The organism is Bacillus sp. SIMBA_074, from assembly GCF_046534555.1.
Lineage (GTDB): Bacteria > Bacillota > Bacilli > Bacillales > Bacillaceae_G > Bacillus_A > Bacillus_A mycoides.
On record NZ_JAWRYM010000243.1, the window covers coordinates 1 to 328 of the forward strand.

The following is a 328-nucleotide window of genomic DNA, read 5'->3' on the forward strand; positions in this document are numbered from 1 at the left end:
TGTGAAATCGAAAAGCGCATCCTGCCAGGGCTGGCGACATCAACAAAGGAGCGCGCTGAAAATTTCCTCGCCCTCTTGCTCTCTTACGGTTCCACACATGTTCGGACGCATGTAGATATTTATCCCGAAGTCGCCATCTCCAATCTGCATGGGGTCAAAGAGGCTCTCGCTACCTTTGAAGGTCGCCTGACTCACGAAATCGTTGCGTTTCCACAGCATGGCTTGCTACGAACCAAAGCAAAGGAGCTGGTACGGGAAGCACTGCGCCAAGGTGCTACACATGTAGGTGGCGTAGACCCTGCAACCGTGGACGAGGATATTGAGGAAT

General features: G+C 52.7%; 1 pseudogene. It reads left to right on the forward strand.

The features are described 5' to 3' along the window. Nucleotides 1-328: pseudogene (locus SB773_RS30685) on the forward strand (deaminase); the annotation flags it as partial.